We start from the raw sequence: 24,436 nt of genomic DNA, 5'->3' as shown, positions 1-24,436 counted from the left end.
ACTAACCAACGTAACTGTAAAAGTGACACAGAATCTTGTGTCAAACACTGTTAACTGTAAACCGTTAACCATAAGCTGTAAATCAACATAGTGTCCCACTTTATGCTACCATTTAATACTAAAATAATCATATGAGACCATAATAGTCAAGTATTTAAAGAGGCTTTGATTAAGCAACTACTTTTGATTTACAAGTGAATACCAAAAACTAACCACTGTTAACTGTAAACCGTTAACCGTAAACTAAAAAAAAAGATGAGTACAATTAACAATGAAGAAGGCTGTTGTTTTGAGACACAAGCCATAAGAACACAGACAGAGCGCTCCCAATACAATGAGCACTCTACACCACTATACCTAACCTCAAGCTTTGTCTTTGACGATGCTGAAAATATGCGTGCCGTATTCGCAGAAGAAGTTGAACAATATTCTTACTCACGTTTTACTAACCCTAATCAAACTGAGTTGGTAGAAAAGATCAGGCTATTCGAGAAAGCAGAAGCAGGTTATGCCTTTGCCACAGGTATGGCGGCTGTGTACTGCAGCTTGTTCCCATTATTAAAAACAGGTGATCACATTGTTTCTTGTTCTAACATCTTTGGTTCTACGAGAAGTTTATTCAGTAATATGTTTCCAGAATGGGGAGTTGAGACGAGTTACTTCGACCTAAACCAAGTTTACGATGTAGAGCAATTGATTCGACCTAACACGAAGATTCTCTTTGCAGAAAGCCCTACTAACCCAGGAGTGGATGTATTAGACTTAGCTTTTTTAGGAGAGATTGCAAAGAAACACAACTTGATCTTTATTGTAGACAACACTTTTGCCACTCCTTACTTGCAGAACCCGATTCCATTAGGTGCACATATAGTCATACACTCGGCAACTAAGTTAATAGACGGACAAGGAAGAGCTTGTGGAGGTGTGACTGTTGGCTATCAAGAGTATATTCAGAAAATATATGTCTTCGCTCGTACCATTGGCTCAAGCATTTCACCATTTAATGCATGGGTCTTGTCTAAAAGTTTAGAAACATTAGCTGTACGAGTAGATAGACATTGTGAGAATGCCTTGACTATAGCAGAGTATTTAGAAAGACATCCAGCAGTGGAGTTTATCAAGTATCCGTTCTTACCAAGTCATCCACAATATGAAATAGCAAAAAAACAAATGAAACAAGGAGGGAACATCATCGCCTTTGGGATTAAAGGAGGACTGGATGCTGGTAAAGCATTCTTAAATGCTTTACAATTATGTAGCCGCTCTGCTAATCTTGGAGATAGTAGAACGATCGTTACCCACCCTGCTTCTACCACACATAGTAAAGTTCCTGCAGAAGAAAAAATAGCCACAGGTATTACAGACAACCTGATACGTCTATCTGTTGGCTTAGAGAATACAAAAGATATTATCCGTGACTTAGAACAAGCATTATCTACTGCAATTAAATAATGCCTTTCAAGACACTTCAAAAAAACATTGATTAAAAGAGAAAATTATGTCAACAACACGAATACATACTGATATCAGAAGCCTATTAAAAGAACGCACCTTAGTACTCGATGGAGCAATGGGTACAATGCTTCAGGCTTACCGATTCTCAGAAGAAGATTTCAGAGGGGAGCGCTTTGCTGATTTTGCTCACCCCCTGAAGGGAAATAATGACTTGTTGTCTATTACTCAACCTGAAGCTGTTAAAGAAGTACACAGACAATATCTTTTGGCAGGAGCTGATATCTTATCTACAAACACTTTTTCAGGGACTACTATTGCGATGGCAGATTACCACCTGGAAGATATAGTATACGAACTAAACTACCAATCGGCTAAGATAGCCCGAGAAGTAGCAGACGAAGTAGAAGCTTTAGATCCTGACAGACCTCGCTATGTAGCAGGTGCTATCGGACCGATGAATAAAACAGCGAGTTTATCTCCTGATGTTAATAACCCAGGATATCGTGCCATTACTTTTGAAGAGCTGAGAGTAGCTTATAAGCAACAGGCTGAAGCCCTATTAGATGGAGGATGTGACTTACTATTAGTAGAAACCATATTTGACACGCTAAATGCTAAAGCAGCTTTATTTGCTATAGACGAGATACAGGCAGAACGAGGTATTGATATTCCAATCATGATTTCGGGTACGATAACTGATGCTTCAGGACGTACTTTATCAGGACAGACTGTTGAAGCTTTTCTAATTTCTATAGCACATATTCCTTTGTTGAGTATAGGGTTTAACTGTGCTTTAGGAGCGGAGCAATTAGAACCGTATGTAAAGCAATTAAGTCAACATGCTGCTGTGAATATCTCAGCTCACCCGAATGCTGGTTTGCCAAATGCCTTTGGAGAATATGATCAAACACCAACAGAGATGAAGGAACTAATCGACAGTTTCTTAAGTCAAAACTTAGTGCAAATCATCGGAGGGTGCTGTGGTACAACTCCAGAACATATTAAGCTAATTGCTCAGGCGGTAGCAGAACACAGTAAGGACAGAAAACCAAAAGAAAACAACCTAAAACCAGTACTTGCCCTATCGGGATTAGAACCTTTATATGTGACTGCAGAAGCGAACTTCATCAACGTAGGAGAACGCACCAATGTTACAGGATCACGTAAGTTTCTTCGCTTGATCAAAGAAGAGAAATTTGACGAAGCCTTAGCTGTAGCAAGAGAACAAGTAGAGGGAGGTGCTCAGATTATTGACATCAATATGGATGAAGGATTGTTAGACGGTGTGCATTGCATGACTAACTTCCTTAACCTCATCGCTTCTGAACCAGATATTGCGAAAGTTCCTATCATGATTGATAGTTCTAAATGGGAGATTATCGAAGCAGGACTACGCGTAGTACAAGGTAAAGCGATTGTGAACTCGATCAGTCTAAAAGAGGGAGAAGAGTTATTTATCGAACACGCTAAATTAATTAAACGCTACGGAGCTGCCTCTGTAGTAATGGCATTCGACGAAAAAGGACAGGCAGACTCCTTAGAAAGACGTATAGAGATCTGCCAACGTTCTTATGATATATTAGTCAACCAAGTGAACTTCGCACCTCAGGACATCATCTTTGACCCTAACATATTTCCTGTAGCGACAGGAATGGAAGAGCACAACAACAATGCTTTGGACTTCTTTAATGCTACCAAATGGATCAGAGAGAACCTTCCTTATGCCAACGTAAGTGGTGGTGTAAGTAATGTTTCTTTCTCTTTCAGAGGAAACAACAAGGTAAGAGAAGCAATGCATGCTGCCTTCTTATACCATGCGATACAGCACGGTATGAACATGGGTATAGTGAATCCTGAGATGTTAGAAGTTTACGATGAGGTAGACAAGGATTTAATGGAACACGTAGAAGACGTGTTGCTAAATAGACGAGCTGATGCGACTGAACGCCTACTCGACTTTGCCGAAAGTATTAAAAATGAAAGTGCTATTCAATCAACCGAAGTTAAAGTAGAAGAATGGCGTTCAGGTAGTATCCAAGACCGACTAACACATGCCTTAGTCAAAGGAATCGAAACATATATAGAACAAGATACAGAAGAAGCTCGCCTTAGTGTACCTCAACCGATTCAAGTGATTGAACAATATCTAATGAATGGAATGAATGTAGTCGGAGACCTTTTCGGAGCAGGCAAAATGTTCTTACCACAGGTAGTAAAGTCTGCACGTGTGATGAAGAAAGCGGTCGCCTATCTACTTCCTTTTATAGAAGAAAGTAAAAAACAGAACGCAGAAGCCTCTGTAGGTAATGCAGGTAAGATACTTATGGCTACTGTGAGAGGAGATGTACATGACATCGGTAAGAATATCGTAGCAGTGGTATTGGCTTGCAATAACTATGAGATCATTGACCTTGGGGTAATGGTCCCTCCTGAGAAGATTATTGAAACAGCGATAAAAGAGCAAGTGGATATTATCGGACTAAGTGGATTAATCACTCCATCCTTAGATGAGATGGTACACTTGGCTAAAGAGCTTGACAAGGCCAATAGCAATATTCCAATCATGATTGGTGGAGCAACTACTTCTCGTGTTCATACAGCTGTGAAGATTGCACCAGAATACAAGAATTGCGTTGTACATGTACACGATGCCTCACGTTCAGTGACCATAGCCAATCAGTTGTTACAAAAAGAAGTTGAAGCAAGCTTTAAAGAAAACATCAAAGCAGAATACGATCAGCTTAGACGCGATTACTTAGGTAGAGCAAGAGACAAAAGCTATATCACAATCGAACAAGCAAGAGCAAACAAAGTCAAGATAGAATGGGATGCTAAAGACATTGTCAAACCCAACTTCATCGGTACGAAGACTGTAACAGTAGAGCTGGACGAGTTATTGCCATTTATAGATTGGGCACCGTTCTTTCGTTCTTGGCAGTTGTTCGGCAAGTTTCCTGAGATCTTGACAGATGAGATAGTAGGACAGACAGCAACACAAGTATATGACGATGCTTTAGTAATGTTAGACAAAATCATCACTGAACGTTGGTTCGAAGCACGAGGTGTATTGGGCATTTTTCCTGCAAATCAAGTTAATGATGACGACATCGAAGTGTACAATGAACAAGGAGAAACATTAGACAAGTTATTAACGCTACGTCAACAATCGCTGAAGAACATCAAGGCTCCGAATATTGCCTTAGCCGACTTCGTTGCTCCAAAAGAAAGTGGATTAGAGGACTACATTGGTTTATTCGCAGTCTCAACAGGTTTTGGAGTAGATGAAATAGCCAAACAATATGAAGATGACCTTGATGACTATAACGCTATTATGGTCAAAGCATTAGCAGACCGTTTAGTAGAAGCCTTTGCAGAATACCTTCACCACGCAGTGCGTAAAGAAATTTGGGGATATGCTTCTGCAGAACGCCTTAGCAATGAAGAACTAATAAAAGAAGCATATCAAGGAATTCGACCAGCACCAGGTTATCCAGCTTGTCCTGATCACTTAGAAAAAGGAACGATATGGAAACTCCTACAAGTCGAAGAGCGCATAGGCGTAAGTCTGACAGAGAGCTATGCCATGTTCCCTGCCGCCGCAGTATCGGGTTATTATTTTGCCCACCCACAGAGTAGATACTTTGGATTAGGTAAAATAGAACAAGATCAATTAGCAGACTATGCTAAGAGAAGAAACATAACAATAGAAGAAGCTGAACGTTGGCTGTCACCCAACTTAGCACAAAATAATAAATTAACGACGAACGAATCATGAAAGTAACAGAACACATCCAAAAGGCAAACGGGAAAACACAATTCTCTTTTGAGATACTACCTCCCTTAAAAGGACAAAATATTCAAGGAATATTTGACTCTATCGAACCGCTAATGGAGTTTGACCCTCCTTTCATAGACGTAACGTATCATCGAGAAGAATATGAGTACAAAGAAGCAGGCAACGGACTGTGGGAAAAAAGAGTTGTCAGAAAAAGACCAGGAACTGTCGGCATTTGTTCAGCTATCCAACATAGATTCAAGTTGGATGCTATACCACACATCTTGTGTGGAGGCTTCACCAAAGAAGACACCGAAAACTTCCTCATAGACCTTGATTTCTTAGGGATAGATAATGTTGTAGCCCTTAGAGGGGATGCTGTGAAGAACGAGACTTACTTTAAACCCGAACCGAAAGGAAACAAATATGCCTCTGAATTGGTAACTCAAATCAGTGAACTTAACCAAGGTATCTATTTAGACCCAGAGCTTGAGAATACCAGTAAGACTGACTTCTGCATTGGAGTGGCTGGTTATCCTGAGAAACACATGGAAGCACCTAACTTTGATACAGACCTTAAATACCTAAAGCAGAAAATAGACAACGGAGCAGAATATATCGTTACACAGATGTTTTTTGACAACAGTAAGTTCTTTGCCTTTGTAGAGAAATGTAGAGCTATCGGTATTGATGTGCCGATTATCCCAGGGCTAAAACCATTAGCTACCCTAAGCCAATTGAATCTGCTACCTCAACGTTTTAAAGTTGACTTACCAGATGATTTGGTTGCTGAAGTACTCAAAGCAAAAGACAATGCTGCCATCCGCGAGATCGGTATTGAATGGTGTGCACAGCAGTCAAGAGAATTGATAGACGCAGGTATCCCTATCGTACACTACTACTCTATGGGTAAATCTGATAATATCAAGAAGATCATTAAGCTTGCAACGGTTTAGAGAACGGGGAACGGGGAACGGGAAACTGGGAACTGGGAGGACCGAGTGTTAAGAAAGTGTCCAGTGGCTATTTAGGAAACTGGGAACGGGAAACAGGGAACGGGGAGGACCGAGTGTTAAGAAAGTGTCCAGTGGCTATTTAGGAAACTGGGAACGGGAAACAGGGAACGNCTATTTAGGAAACTGGGAACGGGAAACAGGGAACGGGGAGGACCGAGTGTTAAGAAAGTGTCCAGTGGCTATTTAGGAAACAGGGAACTGGGAACCGACTAACAGAATCCATAATTCTTTATTATAATTTTTTTGTTGTAAAAAACCTCTTGTTTATAGGCAAGAGGTTTTTGTTTTTTATACGAATCATGACCATGACTGCTCCTTAAAGTCTCCAGACTTTGAGAAAATATGTTTATACAACGACACTTCCACTTTCCCCATAATCAGTGATTTAAAACAAAATTTTAACTTTTCTTAAGTTTTACAACAAACTATCTATTACATTTGTTAATGTAAAACAATAACTATGAAAAAGACACTTAAAGTATTAACGCTTTTGTTATTCACAGCTCTTATATCGTGTTCTAAAACAGGAGAGCTAAGAGAAGAAACAGTAGCATCGTTGGCTGATATTGCTGCCGAAACCACTACTGAAGCACCACAATCCACAGATGCTACTCAAGATATCACTGTACCTGAACGCATGATAGTCAAAGAAGGGAAAATACGCTTTGAAACTTCGAATGCACAAGAAACTCGAGCTAATATCGTAGCAAGTAGCAAAAAACTCAACGGATATCTATCACAAGACACATCAAATGTCTACAGCAATCGCACTGAACATACCATTGTGATTCGAGTACCTGCGAAGAACTTCGAAACCTTGTTAGAAGGAGTTACACAGACTGCCACTAAAGTAGACAGCAAAAACATCAATGCCTTAGATGTAACCGAAGAGTTCATCGATGTAGAAGCGAGAATCAAGACGAAGAAAGAAATAGAAGTGCGCTATAAAGAATTACTTAAACGCGCCAATTCAATAGATGATATTCTAAGAATAGAAAGAGAACTGGGGGCTCTACGTGCGAATATAGAATCTTTTGAAGGCCGATTAAAGTATCTAAAGAGTAGAATATCGCTAAGTACCCTTACGGTAACTTTCTATGAAAAAGGAGAATCAACAACTGGCTTTGGGTACGAAATATCATCTGCCTTTGGTTCTGGATGGAGTAATCTATTATCATTTGTGATAGGGTTATTCTATATCTGGCCATTTATCCTAATCTCAATTGGATTAATCTTGATCATTAGACGTATCAGAAAACGCAGAAAACAGAATAAAATAAATTAATATAAAGCAAAAGCCCTACTATGACAGTAGGGCTTTTTATATTGAATTGTCCAGAGTCAAATCCTGTATTTCTACTGTCCAGATTATCATCCTATTCAATTATCTTTTTCTGATTACAAATATATCAAATTTAAAGCAATCAAATATAATATGCTGATAATTAGTGTTTATAATTATTATCTTCTACTATAGCTTTTAAACAATATCATTATCTAATGTTTTTCCTAATTAACTAAGCTACAATTAAAATAACACAACAACTCCATAATTTATTGTAAATTACATTACTTTCTATACTATTCAATATGAAATATTTATATCTAATAACACTAACTTTATTGATATTCTCCTGTGGCAAGAAACAACAACCTTTTCAAGAGTTTCAAAATTCAACCACAGAAGAAGTTGTTCAAGAAATACCTGCTATAGAAGAAATTGACCAGACAACTGATAATCAACACCCTGATTATCCTAAACAAATAGATATAGACTTTGATAAACATAAAGACATCTTAGATATGATACTGTTATTACCTGATACCGTTTTTACTACCTGGGGATGGGATATAGCAGAACGTCAATCATGGTATAATGAAATCAAGAAAAATAACTACTATATAGATGATGATCCTTTGTACTTTAATCAAAGTTACTTCGAGCCACACACAGCAGGTTTCTCTATCATAGATGGATATTGGACTATAACAATCTATAGAGCAACTGATCAATCTATATACATTGTGACAGATGATGTAGTTGGAGATAGTAATAGCATACATATATTAGAAGTAAAAGAAAATGAGATAGTTAATTCTTACACACAAGAAGAAGTCTTCGGGAATTTCGAAAATCTTGTAACTCTTCCTAATATCAATTCAGACTGTTTAGATAAAATTCAAGGTGCAGAACTATCTATTTATGATGTTAACTTAGATGATAAACAGATTATCGAGTTTGAGAGTTCTTGGTATCATACTAAAGATGAATATCAATACTGCCTTAAAGGCAACACTATACAATACCGATTCAACCCAGACACAAAGCAATTCGACATCCAAAAGATCTACTGGAAACCAAAACCTAAATATTAATAAAGCAAAAGCCCTACTGTCATAGTAGGGCTTTTTATATTTCTTTAATTATGTATCTACCTGCTTTATGTGACACGCAAAATATTGCGTTTCTACAGTAAACCTATACTTAATGCCATAGGCAAAAACTGTTAACCGTTAACTGACAACTGTAAACCTGTTATCTCCTCCTTCATCTCTAACAAATTCAACTCTCCATCGTATAATGCGTGAAACACAAAAGGCTTATTCTCTAAGATGTATTTATAAATAAACCAATCTGTCTTCGGAGTAGGTACATTTAGCAAGTCCTCATACGCTATCCACTCTAAAGTTCCCTCGTTACACTCAGGAGGAGTTACAGCATCGATATCAGCTGCATACACATAGTTTAGCCAATTATACTTCACAGGAGAAGTCTCTGTCAGTATTCCGCAGAACTTCACCTTCTCTACTTTTATACCCGTCTCTTCAAACGTCTCACGGATCACACCCTCCTCAGGAGTTTCGAAAGGTTCTATCTTACCTCCTACAGGAGTGTACATATCCTTATTCGGTTCTTTTAAACGCTTTAGCAGCATTAAGTTACTACCATTTCTAAGCACACATAGTGTAGCTATCTTCTTTATGCCCTCAGGGATGATTACTTTACTCATCTTACTTCTCGTTTAAAAGTTGTTGAAAACGATCTACGAACTCCCCTACATGTACTCCATCCATCAGTGCATGATGTCCATGTATAGATACCGCCATACGCTTACGACCATTCTCTTCCATCACTTTACCAAACGAAATCTTAGGGCAGCTATCAGGAAAATCATAGTGACGTGCGTGCGACATAGAAGTAAAATCAAGCCAAGGCACAGTAGATATATGCAATACATTCTCCCCTTTTGATGCTGGGAAGAAGTCTGTTGATTGCTGTACTCGATCAATCTCTTCTTTTGCCTTAATCAAAAAAACTTCTTTATCACTATAGTAATCCATATACGCAAACCCAAACGTACCATTCGGTCTATTGATAGTAGGCGAAGCGTGTACCTCATCATACAAATATACCTCGTTATCTACTATTCTATATCGAAATGCCTCTACTTCATTAGCAGCCTTTAGTGCGTCGTATAAATAAGTTAAGAAAAAAGAATGCCCTTTCTCTTTTGCTTTTTGGTAAGCAGTGGTACAATCCACTTGTACGGTTAATCCAAAGAAAGGTTCTGTAAATTGTGAAAAGAACGCATACTGCTCTTTTCTATTCCATTGAGATAAATCTATTTTAGTTCTCATCGTTGTTATTGTTGTTTTGTAATCAACAGCGAAAATATACGGAATCTTCTTGAGGGCATAAGACTTTTGTCCTATACTTATATATGTAAAATCGCTTACGCCTATTTCATCAACGCTCTTAATTGTTCTTCAAAATCCTCTCCTTGCATTCCTTCGAATCTCCTCACTAGTTTTCCATCTTGATCAAACAACCAATAATCTGGTGTACTATTATTTCTATACATTGCTAGAACAGGACTTAGTCTTCCCTCTTTATTACCTAATAAAATACCCTTATTCCCTTTAAATTCAGAGTAATATTTAAACTTATCTTTCTGATCATGTCCTGCATAATACGTAATATGTACAAGCTTATCCTTCAAGTTATCAGCTATCTGAGTTGTCTTAGGAGCTGCTTTTTCACAATAGCCACAGTGGTAAGTCGAAAAATCTAACAATACATATTTCCCCCTAAAGTAATCACTAAGCTTTACTTGCTTAGTTTGTAGATCTTCAGCATAAAAATCATAATACTTATCTCCTATTTCCAGAAGCTTATGATCTATATATATCTTAAGCATCTGTACTTCTTTAGTATCATAATACTTAGGATCTATAAGAGCATATAGTTCGTTTAAATAATCTGATGAATAATCTATAGCCTGATATTGCAGTAGGTATCGAGCATAAGCTGTATTAATATTCTTTTTTATAAAAGCGTTATCTTGTTTGTTAATAAGATTTGACAACTTCTTAATCTCACCTAGAGGTTCTTCATCACTTAGATACACCTTCGCTACACTATCCTTAGCTTTCCCTTCTTCTAAAAGACGATAATACTCTTTGATATAAACACTTCGTTCTTCTACTAAGTGCTTATTAACTAACATATTTTCATATCTCAGACTGTCATTCACAGAATTCATCGCTCTAAGATTACCTGAAAAATCATTTATAGAACCATTAATAGTTACAGACTCATTTCCTAAAAAAAAGAAGGTACTCTTTGTCTCTTTTCCTACATAAGCATCTAATCTCACATAATTAGGAACATCTTCTAGTACCATAGACACATCTACCTCACCATTCTTTAGACGAAATTCTTGTTCTTTTCCACCACTAGATAACTTCATCTTTACCTCATCGCTTATTCCTTCCAGTTTCCCTATAATATGTAATTTTTCCTGTCCTAATACTCCCATAGAGCACAGCATTAAAAGCATATAGAATATCTTATATTTCATAGTTCACAAATCAATTAAAGCTAAGTAACAGCAATTTAAATAATTAAAGAATAACTAAATATCAACATTCAAATAAATATAACTACGCTCCTATTTCATCAACGCTCTCGACTGCTCTTCAAAATCCGCTCCTTGTACTCCTTCGAATTCTTTAATCAACTCCCCTGTAGAATCAAACAACAGATAATTAGATGTCATCATATTGTGATACATAGACATAACAGAAGTCTTTACTACAATCTCCCTCCACAAAGACAATACAGGCTCCGCAAAGTCTCCCGACTTTGCGGAACTCTGCTACATTAGAACGAGACAACAATAACTGTACAGCTATATTAGGACGAGACACCCTTTTTTAGGGGTGGTCGGCTTGTGGTCGGCATATGATCGCATAGTGGTCGCATAGTTTATAGCTAAATACATGCGACCACTATGCCATGACCCTACGATCACTATACTATCATATCGATAAAGTATGTAGCAAATAGCAGAACAGAACACACTGCAACAACACAAATTATTAAGCACGAAAGCAGATAATAACAAAGGAGGCTTACGAAAAAAAGGAGAAGAATCAGAATTAAACTGCGTAAAAATTGCAAAAGACTAAATATTAACTATTTTTGTTATACAACCAAAAAAACATTTTAATTATATGAGACCAGATTTATTTCAAGCACCTGATTATTACCACTTAGACGACTTGCTCACTGATGAACACAAGTTAATACGAGATACGGCAAGAGCATGGGTTAAAAAAGAAGTATCACCCATCATTGAAGATTTTGCACAACGCGCTGAATTTCCTAAACAAATAATACCAGGATTAGCTGAAATAGGTGGTTTTGGTCCATATATACCAACAGAATATGGAGGAGCAGGATTAGACCAAATTTCGTACGGATTAATCATGCAAGAGATAGAGAGAGGAGATTCGGGAGTTCGCTCTACCTCATCTGTACAATCTTCTCTTGTGATGTATCCAATATGGAAATACGGAACAGAAGAACAGCGAATGAAGTATTTACCTAAATTAGCAACAGGAGAATACATTGGATGCTTTGGACTAACAGAACCTGATCACGGATCAAATCCAGGGGGAATGATTACCAATTTCAAAGATATGGGAGATCATTATCTATTAAATGGAGCTAAGATGTGGATATCTAATGCACCATTTGCACACCTTGCAGTAGTATGGGCTAAAAATGAGGAAGGTCGTATCCATGGACTGATTGTAGAACGCGGTATGGAAGGTTTCTCTACTCCTGAGACACACAATAAGTGGTCTTTGAGAGCTTCTGCTACAGGAGAGCTTATTTTTGATAATGTCAAAGTTCCAAAAGAAAACTTACTACCAAACAAATCAGGATTAGGAGCACCTCTTGGTTGCCTTGACTCTGCGAGATATGGGATTGCATGGGGAGCAATCGGAGCAGCTATGGACTGCTACGATACGGCACTTCGCTATTCGAAAGAGCGCATACAATTTGATAAACCAATCGGTGCGACTCAGTTACAACAAAAGAAGTTGGCAGAAATGATTACCGAAATTACCAAAGCTCAGTTGTTAACTTGGAGACTTGGCGTATTGAGAAATGAGGGACGTGCTACTTCCGCTCAAATCTCCATGGCAAAGCGCAACAACGTAGCTATGGCATTAGATATCGCTCGTGAAGCACGACAAATGTTAGGAGGAATGGGTATCACAGGAGAATACTCTATTATGCGTCACATGATGAACTTAGAATCTGTTGTCACATATGAAGGAACTCATGATATTCACTTGCTAATTACAGGTATGGATGTGACGGGGTTCTCTGCATTCAAATAAACAATATTCAAATCACTAAACTTTATAGAAAAGGCTTCTCTTTGCAGGGAAGCTTTTTTATTTTTGCACAAATATTTTTTTGCCATGACAATTCAAGAAGTAAACACACTCATTTCGCCAGAAAGAAATGCACTATTACAGCATCCACTTTACAATAAGATAAAAACCATTGACAATCTACGTGCCTTTATGGAAGGACATGTGTATGCTGTATGGGATTTTATGTCTTTATTAAAAGCATTACAACAAAAGCTCACTTGTACCACTACTCCGTGGTTTGCGTCTCCCTATGCTCAAACAAGGTATTTAATCAATGAAATCGTGTTAGCTGAAGAATCAGACCTTGCTATAGATGGTCAGCGATTAAGTCATTTTGAAATGTACTTAGATGCCATGACAACTGCTGAGGCGAATACTACAACTATATCTACATTGATCGATAAGCTTAAAGGAGGTACACCCATATTTGAGGCGATAGCAACAATGAATTTGGATGAAGGAGTAAAAGATTTTTTAAACTTCACATTCAAGACTATCGAAGCGGGAAAACCACATGAGATTGCAGCTGCCTTTACTTTCGGTAGAGAAGATTTAATTCCAGATATGTTCACAGAAATACTCAGAGGGTTTCAACAAAACTTCCCTGAAACAGATTTGAGCAAATTAGTTTACTATTTTGAACGTCACATCGAATTAGATGGTGATGAACACGGCCCGATGGCCATGCAAATGATAACAGAATTATGTGGAGAGGATCAACAAAAATGGCAGGATGTCATCGCTGTGTCAAAGGAGGCGCTGAAAAAGAGATACGGTCTTTGGAATGCAATAGAAAAAAACATTAGATAAGTAACTGTTTATTAACAACAACTAAACATACTTTTGATTAATAATTCAGTATTTTTACCTAAAACAATAAAAATATAAGAAAACATGAAAGGAAAGAATGCAATAATAACTGGTGGAGGACGAGGACTTGGTAAAGCGACAGCTATTGCCTTTGCAAAAGAGGGAATTAATGTTGCTATTACAGGTCGAAATGAAGGAAAGCTACAAGAAACAGTTAAAGAATTAGAGGCTTTAGGCGTTAAAGCAACTTATGCAGCATTTGATGTAACAGATAAAGCGAAAGTTAAAAGCGAAATAGCGAAGGTTATCAATACCCTTGGTGGAGTAGATATCTTGGTAAACAATGCAGGTATTTCAGAATTTGGTAAATTCACAGATATGCCAGCTGAGCGTTGGGAAGAAATTCTACTTACAAACGTAATGGGAGTTTACAATGTAACAAGAGAAGTATTGCCTCATTTAATTGATCAAAATGAAGGAGATATATTCAATGTAGCATCCACTGCTGGGTTAAATGGAAATGCAACTACGTCTGCATACTCAGCATCTAAATTTGCTGTTATCGGAATGTCTGAGTCACTGATGAAGGAAGTACGCAAAAACAATATTAGAGTTTGTACGTTAACGCCAAGTACTATTGCATCAGATATGTCGATAGAATTAGGTCTGACAGATGGTAACCCAGATCACATCCTTCAACCAGAAGATTTTGCTGAACTAATAGTAGCTACTCTTAAATTACCAAGAAGAGCAATGTTGAAGTCAGCGTCACTTTGGACAACAAATCCAGTATAGGAAAAATAAAACACTTATAATCAAACCTTTGTATTTAAAATATACAAAGGTTTTTTTTTGATATTTCAAGTAATCCCTGTGAAAAGAAAGACTTTTTTATATACATTTGCTACGATTTTTACCTTGATTTATCCCTATGATACGCAAGCTATTTCGCTTTTTGTTGAAAGCAATAATTTACTTCTTTATTTTTAGTATTGCTTCTGTTATTCTATTTCGATTTGTTCCAGTTCCTTATACACCATTGATGTTTATAAGAATGTATGAACAAATGAAAGCAGGAGAATCCATCACACTAAAACACAATTGGGTACCTCTTAACGAAATAAATGTAAACTTGCAAAAAGCTGTAATCGCATCAGAGGATGGAAATTTCATCAGTCACAATGGATTTGATATGAAGGCAATCGAAAAGGCGATGAAAAATAACGAAAAGAAAAATGCACGTATAAAGGGAGGAAGTACTATTTCTCAACAAACGGCTAAGAACGTTTTTTTGTGGCCAGGGAGAAGTTATATTCGCAAGGGGTTTGAGGCCTATTTTACAGTGTTGATTGAACTTATTTGGCCTAAAGAAAGAATATTAGAAGTTTATCTCAATAGTATAGAAATGGGCAAAGGCATATATGGCGCCGAAGCAGCATCTTACTATTGGTTTAATAAGCAAGCAAAGCATCTAAGCCCTTCAGAAGCTGCGAGCATAGCAGTTATTCTTCCAAATCCACGAAAATACAAAGCTACAGGTTCTGGCCCTTATATCAATAAAAGAAGATCGTTGATTACAAAGTACGTAAACAACTTCGGCCCCTTAGATTTTGATGGTAATATTGAGAAGAAAAAACCAAAAAAGAAGTAAAATTTGAGATTATAATGGTTTTTATTGTCTTATTAAAATAAAAATCTTTATTTTTGAGGGAAACAATAAATAAAAGAATAAAAACTATGAAAAAATCAATTTTATTATTAGCAGCATTTGGATTAATGTTTGTTTCTTGTAAGGATACCAAAAAAGAGGTAGAAGAAATGAAACAAGATGTAATCGAAGCAGGACAAGAAGCTAAAGAAGACTTAAAAGGAGCATTAGACAATGCATCAACTAAGTTAGAAGAGGCTAAGAAAGCTGTAGAAGTTGCAGTGAAAGAAGGAAATGAAGAAGCAAAAGAAAAAGCTAACAAAGCATTAGAGGAAGCTCAAAAAGAGTGGGATGCATTAAAAGCTAAAACTGTTGAGGCTTCAGAAAACCTAAAAAAAGAAGCTAACGATGTAGCAAATGATTTAAAAGGTGATGCAAAAGAAAAAGCAGACCAACTAAAAGAGGCAGCAAATGAAGCTACAGACAAAATCAACGAAAAAGCAGACGAAGCGAAAGATAAAGCAGACGAATTAATTAAAGACGCTAAATCTAAAACTGAAGATGCGAAAAATGAAGCAGACAAAAAGCTTCAAGACGCAAAAAAAGACTTATTTAAATAATATGAAAGAGGAGGAACTTTTAAAAGTTCCTCCTTTTGTTTTTGAGACATTTTGGTATCAGATTTATCAATAGTCAAATAAATACAAACAATTAGATATCAACACAATCCGACAATATATTACTACCTTTACATAGTAATAAAAATTAAGAAACTATGAAAGCAAATATTGGACTTACAGACAAAGCACGTCAATTTAATGCAGACGTATTAGCTAAATTATTAGCGGATGAATTTGTACTTTATACTAAAGCAAGAAATGCGCACTATAATGTAACAGGTGTAGATTTTCATTCAAAACACGTTTATTTCGAAGAGTTGTACACTGAGTTAGCAGTAAATGTAGATGCTGTAGCTGAGCGTATCAAAACTTTAGGACACTATGCACCTTCTTCGTTAAAAGATTACTTAAAACTAACGCATTTGACAGAAGAAAGATCAACTGATAAGACTGACAGTAAATCATGGATAAGTGAATTGTTAATCGATTATGAAATCATTGTATCGTTTATCAGACAAAATATAGATGCAATAGAAGAATCAAATGATAAGAGTACTGCTGACTTCCTTATTGGATTAATGGAAGAACATGAAAAAACAGCTTGGATGTTGCGTTCTCACTTGGGATAATTCTCAAAACAATATAGAAACAAGGTTTGTCTTTTTTTAGGCAAACCTTTTTTTATATATTTACTCCAAACCCACAAACATGAAGAAATTACTTGCAATGATAGCCCTTGCACTAATAGGTATTAGCTGCAATTCAGACCATTTAACAGAAACCGAAAAAGCTGCTAAATTTCAGAAAAAACTAAACAAAGAATTTGCAGATAGTAAAACCAGTCCTTTGCCAAAGGATGCTTTAAAAACATTTGAATCCTTAGATTTTTTTCCTATTCAAGAAGATTTTATTGTTACGGGGAAGCTATTGAGAACTCCAGGCGAAAAACCGTTTGAAATGCCAACAACCACAAGTAGAAAGCCAACCTATATCAAATTTGGAGAAATCACATTTACCTTGGCCGACAAAACACATACCGTTGATGTATTTCAAGATCTAAGCCTAAAGGGTAAAGAAGAATACACGAATCACCTCTTTCTACCCTTTACAGATTTGAGTTCGGGAGAAACAACCTATGGAGGCGGTCGATATTTAGACTTAGAAATACCTGAAGGAGATGAAATAACAATCAACTTTAACATGGCTTATAATCCCTATTGCACCTATAATCCAAAATACTCTTGCCCTATACCTCCAGACAAAAATTTCATTAAAGCGGATATTTATGCAGGAGTAAAAGACTATCAGTACTAATAAAAAAACAATAGCAAGAATCGGATTGTCAGAGAATCACAGCCTATATACTTTTGAGTTTTAAATCAATTCGATATGAAACTCAAAGGAAAAATAGCGCTTATTACAGGTGGTTCAAGTGGCATAGGAAAAGCTACAGCCCAATTATTCATTCAAGAAGGAGCACAAGTCATAATAACCGGTAGAGATAAAATTACCCTTGACCATACAGTTCAAGAATTAGGTCATCATACCATTGGTATTGTAACGGATGCTGGATCCATGAAGGACCTAATGCACCTCAACGAAGAACTACGTCAATACACCTCCCATTTGGACATTGTGTTTGTCAATGCAGGTTTTGGTAAATATGCGCCTTTAGAGCTTATTGACGAAGTGCATTATGAAGAAATGTTCAATACGATTGTGAGAGGAACTTTATTTACTGTACAACAAGTCTTACCTCTAATGACTAACAATAGTGCTATCGTACTAAACACCTCTATCGTCACGGAGGTAGGTATGCCAAACTCAAGTGTCTATTCTGCAGCTAAATCAGCTGTGCAATCATTCACTAAGACCTTTGCATCAGAATTAATCAGTAGAGGAATACGCGTTAATGCTGTATCGCCAGGCCCTATCCAAACGAATTACTTTGATCGATCAAACTTGTCAAAAGAACAAGTAGACTCATTTACTACTTCCTTCGCACCACAAGTGCCTATACAGCGCTTCGGTCTTGCATCTGAAGTAGCAGAGGCAGTTATGTTTTTAGCTTCTGAAGCTGCTTCATTCATCGTAGGTACAGAGCTAAGTGTAGATGGAGGCTTTCCAAAAATCAAAACAAAATAAAAAGGCGAGTCAAATAGTTGACTCGCCTTCTTGTTTCTATTTCATACGAAGTATGAATTATTTCAATTTCTTGATTCCCATGCTGTAAAGTGTAAATGCCTGTAAATCTACATGCTCTTGTACTTGTTGAGCAATCGATTTTCCAGCACCATGTCCAGCATTTGTTTCAATGCGGATTAACATTGGGTTATTACCTGTATTCTTAGCTTGTAATTCAGCAGCGAATTTAAAGCTATGTGCAGGTACTACTCTATCATCGTGATCACCAGTTGTTACCATTGTAGCAGGATAAGCAACAGCTTTCACATTGTGTAGAGGAGAGTATCCTTTAATATACTCGAACATCTCTTTACTATCTTCAGATGTACCATAATCATACGCCCATCCAGCTCCTGCTGTAAATGTATGGTAACGCAACATATCCAATACTCCTACTGCAGGTAAAGCAACTTTCATAAGGTCTGGACATTGAGTCATTGTAGCACCAACTAACAATCCTCCATTTGAACCACCTTTAATTGCAAGGTAATCTGATGATGTATACTTGTTGTCGATTAAATACTGAGCTGCAGCGATAAAGTCATCAAATACATTTTGTTTTTGCATCTTTGTTCCAGCAACATGCCATTCTTTACCATATTCTCCTCCACCTCTTAGGTTAGGTACCGCATAGATACCGCCATTCTCTAACCAAATAGCATTTGCAATGCTAAATGACGGTGTCAAACTAATATTAAAACCTCCATACGCATAAAGCATTGTAGGGTTTTTGCCATTCAGTTCAGTACCTTTCTTATAGGTGATAATCATTGGTACTTTTGTTCCGTCCTTAGAAGTATAGAATACTTGTTTAGATTCATACTGAGAAGAATCAAACTTAACTTTTGGTTGTTCGTATATTTTAGAAACTCCTTCTTTAGGATCAAAAGCATATATAGTTCCTGGTGTAATGTAGTTCGTAAAAGAATAATACAACGTTGTATCCTCTTTTTTACCACCAAAACCACCAGCTGTACCAATTCCTGGTAGTTCAACCACGCGAATTTCCTTTCCTGTATAGTCGTATTGTTTAACAAATGATACGGCGTCTTTTAAATAACTTGCAAAGATATATCCTCCACCTTTTGTAGGGTTAAGTACATTTTCAGTTTCAGCAATGAAGTCAACCCAGTTCGCTTGACCTGCATTGGTAGCATCTACTGTAACCACTCTTGTATTTGGCGCTTTGTAATCCGTAGCGATATACAGTTTACCATCTTTGCTGTCCAACACATTATTACTGCTATCAAAGTTATTCACCACAGTAACAATAGGGCTATTCGCTTTCGTTAAATCTTTTAGGTAAAGTTCATTACCATAAGTTGAATTAGCTGCAGTAATCACTAAGAAGTTATTATCCCCTGTAACGTAACCACCTACGTAACGTCTTTTCTGATCTTGACCAAAAATAAGCGTATCGTCTTTCTGTGCAGATCCCAATTTGTGATAATACAATTTATGTTGATCTGTCTTAGCAGATAATTCACTTCCTTCAGGCTTATCATAGCTTGAATAGTAGAATCCTTCGTTCTTATACCAAGAAACACCACTAAATTTCACATCTACTAAGGTATCCCCGATTACGTCTTTAGTTTCTGTATCTAATACAATCACTTTTCTCCAGTCACTACCTCCTTCAGAAATAGCATAGGCCACTTTGCTACCATCTTCAGAGAAGTCAATACTACCAAAAGAAGTAGTACCGTCTTTTGAGAACTTATTAGGGTCTAAGAATACTTCTTCTTTCCCCTCCTCATTCTTGCGATACAAAATCGATTGATTCTGCAATCCGTCATTCTTAAAGAAATAAGTGTACTTGCCTTCTTTAAATGGAGCTCCTATCTTTTCATAATTCCAAGCCTCTTCCATTTGCTTCTTTAACTCATCTCTAAATGGAATCTGACCAAGGTAATCAAAGGTTACTTCATTCTCTGCCTTAACCCAAGCAGCTGTCTCTTCAGATCTATCGTCTTCCAACCATCTATATGGGTCGGCCACTTCAACACCAAAGTAAGTATCTACCACATCTCCTTTGTGTGTTTCAGGGTATTTAATCTCTTTATTTGAGTCAGTATTTCCTTGTTTACAAGAAATAATAACTGTTGCCACAATAAGTGTCATAAATGTTTTTCTCATAGAATATTAGGGTAATTATTAGTTAAGAAACAAATATAAATAATTATCGACATTATCTTTCCAATTAAGCATTAGAATACCGCTAAATCGGTATAAAGTAAAAAAACAGATCAAGTTTTCACTTGACCTGTTAGAAATAAAGCTTGAGAAAAGATTATTAGTGATTGTGATCGTGGTCGTGATCATGATCGTGCCCACTTCCATTTCCTGGATCTACAATCTCGATGTTGCGAAACACCATCGATTGATTTCCAGCTTTGTCAACAACCTTTACGACAAAATGGTACTTTCCTCTTTTAGCATCTTTATCAATCACAATTTCGTGATGGTGAATATGATCATTCTTTTTTCCATATATATCATCCCAAGTGCGATTAAATCTAAAAGGAGTTCTTCCTTCATTTTCCTCATCGTGGTCGTGATCATGGTCATCGTGTAGAACAGTCAAACTATGCGTATGATTTCCACCTCCGTGATTATGTCCATCAAAATTATTGTGTATATCGACATTGTATGATCCAAGTGCTTCGTTATCCGACAAATCCATATCAAAGTGGATATCCTTGCCTGCTTCTAACTTTGCCCCTTCTGCAGGAGCATTTAGAATAACTACAGGTGGTTCTGTGTCAACGTTATCGTCACCAGCAGTACACGACGTTAAAAAGGCAGAACTAAGAACGAAAGAAAAGGCTATATATTTAATTGTTTTCATTTTTATTAATTTTTAAATTTAAAAGATATTACTTCTGTTGTGTTGTCTATATATGTGTAAGAAACAACACCTCAGGAGGTCCTCTTAAATAATAATAAAAAGTATCAAAACTGTATTTGCTTAATAGATAGAAATCATCAACGCAGTGATAAGCTAACTCGACAATTACCTCCCATTGAATTGAATCAAACTCAAGTAAAGGAGAAATCTTAAACAAATATTGATCACAATAGTGAATACTATTGCTATTGACATATTCTAATACCTTAGTTCTTCTTCCAAAATCATGCTTTATAACAACAAAGTGTAAAACATTGCTGATGTGTGGTATAATAAATACCGATAACATCAATGTCAACCACAGAACACGAATGTTCTTTTTGTTCATTAAAAGGGAATTTGAATCATTAATTGAATTGATCTACCTAATTCTGGTATTTCTAATGGACGATAAAAACTCATGTGATTAAGGATCTTTCTATCGAAGATATTCGTAGCTACTAAACTTGTTTTTGCTTCAAAATTTCCAACTCTTATAGAAGAAGTTATACCTGCTCCAAAACTAAAAGAGCTCGGTGTAATTGATTCTCCTTGGGCGATTCGCTCTTGTTTAGCATACCACTTGCCATTGACAAATGCTTCTGTATTTTTAAACACCTTCCAATCGTTAAGCTCATACTTTAACTCACCAAAGAAATTCATTGGTGGAGAAAATGGCAAAGGATAATTCCCTTTCTTGCCATTTGAAATTTGACGATTGTAGATATACTCAAATACTCCATCAAAAACAAAATGCTGTAAGAAACGCTGCTGTACTTTCCATTCAAAACCTGATATAAATGCCTGTGATTGAGAATATTCATAAATCTGGCCACTATCTGGTAAAACAGAGAACTTACCTGATGGCTTCAGGAAAATATAGTTAGAAAAAAAGTAAGCATAAGGACTAAGAGTTGTATTGAAGTTATCACTGTCATAACTTGCTCTAAAATCAACAGCAACCCCTTGCTCAGGCTTCAGATTACTATTTCCTTTCTCATGTCTAAAAGCTCCGTGGTGAACTCCATTTGAAGCCATTTCAATTGCTGTAGGAAACCTAAAGTTCGTCCCAAAAGTAGCAGCAAACTTAACTTTATCAGTATAATCGTACTTCGCTCCAACCATTGCATTAAAACTTGTAAAATCCTTATCTGTTTTATGGCTGCGCTGTGCATAGTCTGCTGCAAAATTATGAGAATGCCCATTCCCTCTCAAATAATCGTACAATACTTCGTCGTAAAATGGTTTAATATGAATTTCGGCATAATCAGCACGCACTCCTGCCTCCCAAGTTAATCGTTCATTCACAAAATGCTCATGCGTAGCAAATGCACCAATGCCAAATCGATTAAACTTTGGCAATAAAAAGCCATAACCTGCAATTGTATTATTCTGATAAGTGTACTGTACCCCAATAGTACTTTTGTGATTATTAGGAGACAAATACTCATACTTCACTGCAGCATCAAAAGTATTCAAATTGAACTCTAACTCTAAATTAGGGTCTTTTGTAGGTGCTTGTTGATTATCAAAGTGCGAGTGAAAAAGGCTACTTTCTTGTCGTTTATTATTCTGAAAAGAAAGCAAAACACTAAACTTACTATTATCAGTAAGGTCATAGCTAAAATTGTTCGTTACTTTAAAGTGATTCACACTTTGATTTGGCAGCCCAATATTGCGGTGATTACCATCATCTACAACACTTGATATATCAGGTAGTCCATGTGATCCAGGGAAAAAACCACTTTTGTCGTACACATTACTCAAACTCAATACATTTTTAACCTTTCCATCTACATAGCCAACTTGAGCATACAAGGCTAAGTTCTTCCCTGCTGTATTTTTCATTCGCCCACCGTAAATTGGGATATCCGTATTCAAGTAATATATTTCCTTTGTGGGCACCCTATAATCTCCATAATCTTGTGCAGTTGCCTTCAATTTATAAAAGAACTTGTCTTCACGTGCTTTCAATTGAATTGAAGCACCATAAGAATCGTTGACAGTCTTGCCAAATATCGTTGCATTCCCAGAAAAAGAGTGTACTTCTGGAACCTTTTCATTGTTGATTTTAATTACTCCACCAATAGCATCACTTCCATATTCAATAGCTCCAACCCCTTTTACTACTTCTACTTCTTCTGTACTAAAGGCATCGATTTCTAATCCGTGATCAGCTCCCCATTGTTGTCCTTCTTGCTTCGCTCCGTTCTCAGCCACCGCAACACGGTTAAATCCAAGTCCGCGAATAATAGGTTTGGAAGCACCCGCTCCAATCTCCATAGCATTAACCCCAGGTATATTCTCAAGGGTCTTAGCTAATGATCCAGAAAACTTCTCAACAAGTTCTTTGTTAGAAATCTTTTCCGTATTTCTAACCGTTTGTACTCCTTTTGAAGAAATAACTACTTGATCTAAAAGTGTGTTATCATCTTTCAGATGAAAGTGTAAATTTAAATCTGAACCTACATTTAACTCCTGCTCAATGGAAGTATAACCAATAAAGCTTATTCTAAAACTATGTTGACCTGCAGGAACACTTTGAAATAAAAACTGTCCATTAAGATCTGTTAGTGTAACGTATTCTCCTAATTGTATAGTACTACCCACTAATGCCTGTCCATAACTATCTGATACTTCTCCGCGAACATTATAATTCTGTGCAGAAACGCAGATGGAAAACATTAGAGATAACACCAAAAGTGATAATCTCATACTTTGATAATATTTTCGTTTAATAAAATACTTATCCTTACTCACATAAGATGAGAAGGAAAAAAACAATTAAACGAATACAGGAGGTGCCCTGAGAGAATAATACACATGAGATAAAGGAATGAAAGTTTGTACAACTTCTTGTTGTACTTTCTCATGATGTTCAAAAGAACTAAAGGCTAGTTCTAAAATAGGTGTAGTATCAGCAGGAATAATAATATCACATGCGAAACATTTTTCAAGTTCATTGTGATTAACCTTGTATTCTAACCTATTGCCACTATCCTCACGCTTTTCATTAAAGTGAGCGTGTGTACTGTGTTCATTTGCATAAGATATAAACGAAGTAACGTGTTCATAGCTATGTATGAACTGAAATACTGTAGTAAACAAAACTGCTACTATCAGTAAAACCCTCGCTATGTTTATTCTTCTTTGCATAGTGCAAATATAAATAAGTATCTCAGATACTAACCCAATAGACTCATTTTTTTTAAACTATTTAAACTAACAAGAAAACGTTAAAGGTATAATAATGAAGTTAATAAACTCAATAAAACAGACAAACAGACAACAAATGACAATTCAAAA

Annotated in this window: 22 protein-coding genes; 13 read left to right on the top strand and 9 right to left on the bottom strand. The window is 36.6% G+C overall.

Annotated elements, in window-relative coordinates:
- Positions 1-255: 255 nt before the first annotated feature.
- The 5 genes from GJV76_RS01305 to GJV76_RS01285 all read left to right on the top strand — a co-directional run bounded on the left by GJV76_RS01305 (position 256) and on the right by GJV76_RS01285 (position 8,622).
- The gene (locus tag GJV76_RS01305) at positions 256-1,452 is read left to right on the top strand and encodes a trans-sulfuration enzyme family protein (RefSeq protein WP_155090838.1); all 1,197 of its coding nucleotides are present in this window, start codon (positions 256-258) and stop codon (positions 1,450-1,452) included.
- Between the two features lie 46 nt (positions 1,453-1,498).
- A complete protein-coding gene (gene metH, locus GJV76_RS01300; RefSeq protein WP_155090837.1) occupies positions 1,499-5,230 on the top strand; it encodes a methionine synthase in 3,732 nt (1,243 codons plus the stop codon).
- The gene (gene metF / locus GJV76_RS01295; protein WP_155090836.1) at positions 5,227-6,186 is read left to right on the top strand and encodes a methylenetetrahydrofolate reductase [NAD(P)H]; all 960 of its coding nucleotides are present in this window, start codon (positions 5,227-5,229) and stop codon (positions 6,184-6,186) included. The genes metH and metF overlap by 4 nt, the downstream gene beginning before the upstream one ends.
- Positions 6,187-6,706: 520 nt before the next feature.
- A complete protein-coding gene (locus GJV76_RS01290) occupies positions 6,707-7,531 on the top strand; it encodes a DUF4349 domain-containing protein (protein ID WP_155090835.1) in 825 nt (274 codons plus the stop codon).
- Between the two features lie 305 nt (positions 7,532-7,836).
- The gene (locus GJV76_RS01285; protein ID WP_155090834.1) at positions 7,837-8,622 is read left to right on the top strand and encodes a hypothetical protein; all 786 of its coding nucleotides are present in this window, start codon (positions 7,837-7,839) and stop codon (positions 8,620-8,622) included.
- 131 nt (positions 8,623-8,753) lie between these two features.
- Here the strand turns inward: GJV76_RS01285 and GJV76_RS01280 are convergent, their stop codons facing one another.
- The 4 genes from GJV76_RS01280 to GJV76_RS16045 form a co-directional block, all read right to left on the bottom strand.
- A complete protein-coding gene (locus GJV76_RS01280) occupies positions 8,754-9,257 on the bottom strand; it encodes an NUDIX hydrolase (RefSeq protein ID WP_155090833.1) in 504 nt (167 codons plus the stop codon).
- Between the two features lies 1 nt (position 9,258).
- Positions 9,259-9,885, bottom strand: coding sequence for a chloramphenicol acetyltransferase (locus GJV76_RS01275; protein ID WP_155090832.1), 627 nt, complete (start codon positions 9,883-9,885; stop codon positions 9,259-9,261).
- A gap of 101 nt (positions 9,886-9,986) precedes the next feature.
- Complete coding sequence (locus GJV76_RS01270; RefSeq protein WP_155090831.1) at positions 9,987-11,108, bottom strand: TlpA family protein disulfide reductase; 1,122 nt, start codon at positions 11,106-11,108, stop codon at positions 9,987-9,989.
- 90 nt (positions 11,109-11,198) lie between these two features.
- The gene (locus tag GJV76_RS16045) at positions 11,199-11,327 is read right to left on the bottom strand and encodes a hypothetical protein (protein WP_258204662.1); all 129 of its coding nucleotides are present in this window, start codon (positions 11,325-11,327) and stop codon (positions 11,199-11,201) included.
- Positions 11,328-11,763: 436 nt separating this feature from the next.
- Here GJV76_RS16045 and GJV76_RS01265 point away from each other — a divergent pair, with 436 nt between their 5' ends.
- From GJV76_RS01265 to GJV76_RS01230, 8 genes are all read left to right on the top strand, one after another.
- Positions 11,764-12,942, top strand: coding sequence for an acyl-CoA dehydrogenase family protein (locus GJV76_RS01265; RefSeq protein WP_155090830.1), 1,179 nt, complete (start codon positions 11,764-11,766; stop codon positions 12,940-12,942).
- Positions 12,943-13,026: 84 nt separating this feature from the next.
- The gene (locus GJV76_RS01260; RefSeq protein ID WP_155090829.1) at positions 13,027-13,791 is read left to right on the top strand and encodes a DUF3050 domain-containing protein; all 765 of its coding nucleotides are present in this window, start codon (positions 13,027-13,029) and stop codon (positions 13,789-13,791) included.
- Between the two features lie 84 nt (positions 13,792-13,875).
- Positions 13,876-14,586 carry a 3-ketoacyl-ACP reductase gene (locus tag GJV76_RS01255; RefSeq protein WP_155090828.1) on the top strand — a complete coding sequence of 237 codons (711 nt, stop codon included), beginning with the start codon at positions 13,876-13,878 and terminating at the stop codon, positions 14,584-14,586.
- Positions 14,587-14,722: 136 nt separating this feature from the next.
- A complete protein-coding gene (gene mtgA, locus GJV76_RS01250; protein ID WP_155090827.1) occupies positions 14,723-15,442 on the top strand; it encodes a monofunctional biosynthetic peptidoglycan transglycosylase in 720 nt (239 codons plus the stop codon).
- 86 nt (positions 15,443-15,528) lie between these two features.
- Positions 15,529-16,059: a hypothetical protein gene (locus GJV76_RS01245; protein WP_155090826.1), complete on the top strand. Its 531-nt coding sequence runs from the start codon at positions 15,529-15,531 to the stop codon at positions 16,057-16,059.
- 155 nt (positions 16,060-16,214) lie between these two features.
- On the top strand, positions 16,215-16,688 hold the full coding sequence (locus tag GJV76_RS01240; protein ID WP_155090825.1) for a Dps family protein: 474 nt from the start codon (positions 16,215-16,217) through the stop codon (positions 16,686-16,688).
- Positions 16,689-16,767: 79 nt separating this feature from the next.
- Positions 16,768-17,373, top strand: a complete 606-nt coding sequence (locus tag GJV76_RS01235) for a DUF1684 domain-containing protein (RefSeq protein WP_155090824.1) — start codon at positions 16,768-16,770, stop codon at positions 17,371-17,373.
- Between the two features lie 75 nt (positions 17,374-17,448).
- A complete protein-coding gene (locus GJV76_RS01230; RefSeq protein ID WP_155090823.1) occupies positions 17,449-18,204 on the top strand; it encodes an SDR family oxidoreductase in 756 nt (251 codons plus the stop codon).
- Positions 18,205-18,261: 57 nt separating this feature from the next.
- Here GJV76_RS01230 and GJV76_RS01225 read toward each other — a convergent pair whose 3' ends face one another.
- The 5 genes from GJV76_RS01225 to GJV76_RS01205 all read right to left on the bottom strand — a co-directional run bounded on the left by GJV76_RS01225 (position 18,262) and on the right by GJV76_RS01205 (position 24,286).
- Positions 18,262-20,379, bottom strand: coding sequence for a prolyl oligopeptidase family serine peptidase (locus GJV76_RS01225; RefSeq protein WP_155090822.1), 2,118 nt, complete (start codon positions 20,377-20,379; stop codon positions 18,262-18,264).
- A gap of 157 nt (positions 20,380-20,536) precedes the next feature.
- A complete protein-coding gene (locus GJV76_RS01220; RefSeq protein ID WP_155090821.1) occupies positions 20,537-21,091 on the bottom strand; it encodes a DUF4625 domain-containing protein in 555 nt (184 codons plus the stop codon).
- 46 nt (positions 21,092-21,137) lie between these two features.
- Positions 21,138-21,479, bottom strand: a complete 342-nt coding sequence (locus tag GJV76_RS01215) for a hypothetical protein (protein ID WP_155090820.1) — start codon at positions 21,477-21,479, stop codon at positions 21,138-21,140.
- The gene (locus GJV76_RS01210; RefSeq protein ID WP_155090819.1) at positions 21,479-23,845 is read right to left on the bottom strand and encodes a TonB-dependent receptor; all 2,367 of its coding nucleotides are present in this window, start codon (positions 23,843-23,845) and stop codon (positions 21,479-21,481) included. The genes GJV76_RS01215 and GJV76_RS01210 overlap by 1 nt, the downstream gene beginning before the upstream one ends.
- Positions 23,846-23,914: 69 nt before the next feature.
- A complete protein-coding gene (locus GJV76_RS01205) occupies positions 23,915-24,286 on the bottom strand; it encodes a hypothetical protein (RefSeq protein ID WP_155090818.1) in 372 nt (123 codons plus the stop codon).
- Positions 24,287-24,436 lie beyond the last annotated feature (150 nt).

Source organism: Myroides albus (assembly GCF_009711045.1).
GTDB classification, from domain to species: domain Bacteria; phylum Bacteroidota; class Bacteroidia; order Flavobacteriales; family Flavobacteriaceae; genus Flavobacterium; species Flavobacterium album_A.
Note: the sequence above shows the minus strand (reverse complement) of the source record. Positions and strands in the feature narration are given on the sequence as shown.